This is a genomic window from Sphaerospermopsis aphanizomenoides BCCUSP55 (assembly GCF_001586785.1).
GTDB lineage: Bacteria > Cyanobacteriota > Cyanobacteriia > Cyanobacteriales > Nostocaceae > Sphaerospermopsis_A > Sphaerospermopsis_A aphanizomenoides_A.
On the sequence record NZ_LUFH02000189.1, the window covers coordinates 1 to 4,286 of the forward strand.

The window sequence follows — 4,286 nt, forward strand, 5'->3', positions numbered from 1 at the left end:
GCCTCCCCGGCTTCCCCTGCTTCCCCTGCCTCTTCTTCCTTCACACCCCACACCCAACACCCCACACCCTTCTTCTGACCAATGACCAAAACAATAGTTGTTAAAATCGGCACTTCTAGCCTAACTAAGCCAGAAACAGGACAACTAGCCCTTTCCACCATTGCTACCTTGACGGAAACCCTTTGCGGCTTAAGACACCAAGGACATCGGGTAATTTTAGTTTCCTCTGGTGCGGTGGGGGTAGGTTGTGCGCGACTGGGTTTAACAGAACGTCCCAAAGCGATCGCCCTCAAGCAAGCAGTAGCGGCTGTTGGTCAAGGTCGTTTAATGCGTATTTATGATGATTTATTTACTACTTTACAACAACCAATAGCCCAAGTATTATTAACAAGGGCTGATTTAGTGCAACGTAGCCGCTATCTGAATGCCTATAATACTTTCCAGGAATTATTAGGATTGGGAGTAATTCCCGTTGTCAATGAAAATGATACAGTAGCGGTAGAGGAATTAAAATTTGGTGATAACGATACCCTTTCCGCCTTAGTTGCCAGTTTAGTCGAAGCAGATTGGTTATTTTTACTAACAGACGTTGATAAATTATATTCAGCCGACCCTCGTTCTGTACCAGACGCTCGTCCTATCAGCTTAGTCAGTAATATGAAGGAATTGGCAGAATTACAAATCCAAACCGGTGGACAGGGTTCACAGTGGGGAACTGGGGGAATGGTAACAAAGATTTCCGCAGCCCGAATAGCGATCGCTGCTGGTGTGCGAACTGTAATTACCCAGGGGCGTTTTCCTCACAACATTGAAAAAATTATTCAAGGGGAAGCCATAGGTACACATTTTCAACCCCAACCAGAACCAACATCAGCTAGGAAACGCTGGATAGCCTATGGTTTAGTACCGACAGGAAAATTATATTTAGATGAAGGGGCAATTAACGCTATTTCCCAAGCCGGAAAATCTTTACTCCCAGCAGGAATTAAAGCTGTAGAGGGAGAATTTGAAACCCAAGCAGCTGTGCAGTTATGTGACAGCCAAGGTAATGAAATTGCTAGAGGTTTGGTGAATTATAACAGCGAAGAATTACAAAAAATTCGCGGTTGTCATTCACGGGATATTGCCAGCATTTTGGGTTATGCAGGTGCAGAAACCGTAGTTCACCGAGATAACTTGGTACTTACCTGAAAAGGGGTTGAAAAATTGACAATTGACAATTGACAATGGAAAATTACCTCTCCCTCAAGCGTAGAGGATTGAAAGTAAGGAAAAGTTCTTCTTGATCTTTCTATTAAACAAGACCAAATTAATCAATATCAATTATCCATTGTCAATTATCCATTGATAACTAAGGATACAAACCTCTATCCATCAAAGCTCGCGCTACTCTACCCACACCCAGGGTATAAGCTGCTAACCGCAAATTTACTCCCCGTGTTTGTGACTGTTGAATCACATGACGATAAGCATTCACCATTAAATGTTCCATTTCTCGGTTCACTCGTTCTTCATCCCAGAACAGGTAAGAAAGACCCTGTACCCATTCCAGATAACTCACCACCACACCACCAGCATTAGCCAAAATATCCGGTAAAACCGTGACACCACGGGCTTCTAGGACTTGGTTAGCTTCCAAGGTTATTGGTCCATTGGCAGCTTCAGCCACAAACCGCGCTTGTACCTGATGAACATTTTCTTCTGTGATTTGATTTTCCAAAGCTGCGGGAATCAAAACATCACAAGGTAAAGTGAGTAAATCTGCATTACTAATTGGCGTACCTTGGGGGAAACCTACCACACTCCGACGATTTTCAGCAGCGTAAGCTTTCAAAGCTGGAATATCAAGACCAACCTCCGAAAATACACCACCCGCACCTCCAGAAACAGCAATTATTTTTGCTCCTGCTGCGTGTAATAATTCAGCCGCAGCACCACCCACATTACCGAAGCCTTGAATAGCAACTCGCACACCTGCAAGAGATTTACCTTGATCTGCTAATGCTTCACGGACAATAATCATTACACCCCGACCCGTAGCCATTTCTCGACCTAGAGAACCACCAACAGAAAGCGGTTTACCAGTCACCACACCGGGTACAGCATGACCAACATTAACAGAATAAGTATCCATCATCCAGGCCATTTCACGGGCAGAAGTCCCCATATCCGGGGCAGGTATATCCACTGAGGGTCCAATATCTTTAATTAACTCACTAATATAACGCCGACTAATTCTTTCTAATTCCCCCACACTATACTGTTTAGGATCTATGGGAATTCCACCTTTTGCACCACCATAGGGAATACCCAACAAAGCACATTTCCAAGTCATCAACATTGCTAAAGCCGAAACTTCTCGCAATGTCACTGCCGGATGGTAACGAATCCCACCTTTATAGGGGCCTAAAATATCGGAATGTTGTACCCGATGTCCCGCTAGAACTCGTACTTCCCCATTATCCATTTTCACAGGGATGGAAACAGTGACGACTTTCCGAGGATGGCTGAGAATTTCTACCACTCCTTGGTCTAGTTTTAATTCTTTAGCAGCCCATTCTAAATAACTACAAGCTTGGTCAAACGGACAAATATGCGCTGGAGAATGAGTTTCTATAACTAGGCGAGAGGTTGTAACCATAATATTTACTCCTCATCACGATATTGTGATGAACCGGATATGTATGGTTAGCTTATCCTGTTTTTTCAGAAAATAGCAATTTTGTAGTTTTTGTTACAATTTTTAGGTAGCTTTTGTGTTTGAGAACAACTACTCTACTTACAGCAACACATATATTACAATTGGTTAAGTTTTATTAATTAATCCGTTAAACAAAAAATGAAACTCCAAGAAATCAAATCTCAGAATCAATTACCGATACCACCAGGTAGCTTTGGTTTACCTGTAATTGGTGAGACAATTAGTTTTTTAACTGATCCAAATTTTGCTAACAAAAGACAAAAGAAATACGGCAATGTTTTTAAAACTAATATATTTGGCTCTCCCACCATTATGATGATAGGAGCAGAAGCCAATCGTTTTGTATTTAGCGGTGAACATCAAAATTTTGCCATTAAATGGCCGGAGAGTGTTGCTGTATTACTTGGGACAGCTTCTTTAGCAACACAAACAGGGAGCATTCATCAAACCAGACGCAAATTATTATTTCAAGCATTTCAGCCACGAGCTTTAGCAAGCTATGTACCTGCAATGGTAGAAATTACTAATAGCTATCTACAGCAATGGAAAAATCAGGGCGAATTAACCTGGTATCCTGAACTGAGAAAATATACTTTTGACGTAGCTTGTAAATTATTAGTAGGAACAGATACTACTAATGATGCTCATTTCGTTGAATTATTTGAAGAATGGGTTGGCGGTTTATTTACTCTTCCTATTCGTTTACCTGGGACAAAATTTAGTAAAGCTTTGAAAAGCCGGGAACAGCTATTAGCAAAAATTGAAAAGATTATTTTGCACCGTCAACAACAACCTAGTGATGAGAAAGATGCTTTGGGTTTATTGTTAAATGCCAAGGATGAAGATGGTAATAGTTTGAGTATTGAAGAACTCAAAGACCAAATTCTCACTTTACTATTTGCTGGACATGAAACCTTAACTTCGGCACTGTCTTCTTTTTGTTTGCTGTTAGCACAAAACCCGGACATTTTAGCAGCAGCAAGAAAAGAACAAGCACAAATAAATTTTACAGGTGCGCTAACATCTGAACATCTGCAAAACATGACTTATCTTGACCAAATACTCAAAGAAGTTTTACGAGTTATTCCCCCTGTAGCTGGTGGGTTTCGGTCTGTAGTTCAAACTTGTGAATTTAATGGTTATCGTATTCCTGAAGGTTGGTCTGTGCTATATCAAACTGGGAAAACTCATCAGGATGAAACTATCTATAAAGATGCGAAAATTTTTGATCCAGAAAGGTTTAGTGTAGATAGAAATGAGGATAAATCCAAGCCTTTTAGTTATGTTACCTTCGGTGGTGGGATGAGAGAATGTATCGGTAAAGAATTTGCAAAATTGGAAATGAAAATATTTGCTGCGTTGTTATTGCGTGGTTATGAATGGGAACTTGTACCAGGGCAAAATTTAGATTTAGCCATGATACCTACACCTCAACCCCGTGATGGTTTAAAGGTTGTTTTTCGTTCAGCCTAAGACATTTAGTAGTCGAATGGAAATTAATGTCTATCTTTTTACGGACTTAATTAGGGTTTGCTGAAAAAGTCGAAAAAAACGTTGAGGAGAATTGAGTGGGTAGTCAGGCAGA

At 40.8% G+C, this 4,286-nt stretch carries 3 protein-coding genes; 2 read left to right on the top strand and 1 reads right to left on the bottom strand.

Going from position 1 to position 4,286, the window contains the following annotated elements; translation table 11 throughout:
* The first annotated feature begins 81 nt into the window (after positions 1–81).
* Positions 82–1,191: a glutamate 5-kinase gene (proB, locus tag A0J48_RS25935; RefSeq protein ID WP_200327453.1), complete on the top strand. Its 1,110-nt coding sequence runs from the start codon at positions 82–84 to the stop codon at positions 1,189–1,191.
* A gap of 160 nt (positions 1,192–1,351) precedes the next feature.
* Here proB and A0J48_RS25940 read toward each other — a convergent pair whose 3' ends face one another.
* A complete protein-coding gene (locus A0J48_RS25940) occupies positions 1,352–2,641 on the bottom strand; it encodes a Glu/Leu/Phe/Val family dehydrogenase (RefSeq protein ID WP_200327454.1) in 1,290 nt (429 codons plus the stop codon).
* Positions 2,642–2,839: 198 nt separating this feature from the next.
* Here A0J48_RS25940 and A0J48_RS25945 point away from each other — a divergent pair, with 198 nt between their 5' ends.
* Positions 2,840–4,174, top strand: a complete 1,335-nt coding sequence (locus A0J48_RS25945) for a cytochrome P450 (RefSeq protein WP_200327455.1) — start codon at positions 2,840–2,842, stop codon at positions 4,172–4,174.
* Positions 4,175–4,286: the final 112 nt, after the last annotated feature.